1 protein-coding gene is annotated in these 282 nt (G+C 63.1%); it reads left to right on the forward strand.

Going from position 1 to position 282, the window contains the following annotated elements; all coding sequences use genetic code 11:
- A partial coding sequence (locus GM668_RS30805; protein ID WP_170305935.1) for an Ig-like domain-containing protein occupies positions 1–282 on the forward strand: 282 nt, incomplete at both ends.

Consider the following 282-nt stretch of genomic DNA (forward strand, 5'->3'; position numbering starts at 1 on the left):
CCACCAACGTGCTCACCCTGGACAACACGGGGGTGGCGGATGCCAACGGGAATGCCGGTTCCGGCACCACGGCTTCGTCCAATTACACCATCGATTCGACCCGGCCCACCGCCACCATCAGTTTGTCAGACTCGGCGCTGACAGCGGGCGAAACGGCCACCGTCACCATCACGTTCAGCGAAGCGGTGACAGGATTGACCACGGCCGACCTGACGGTGGCCAACGGTTCCATAGCCTCGCTCAGTTCTTCCGATGGCGGCACCACGTGGACCGGTACGTACA

Origin of the sequence: Pseudoduganella ginsengisoli (assembly GCF_009720865.1) — a bacterium.
Taxonomy (GTDB): Bacteria; Pseudomonadota; Gammaproteobacteria; order Burkholderiales; family Burkholderiaceae_D; genus Rugamonas; species Rugamonas ginsengisoli.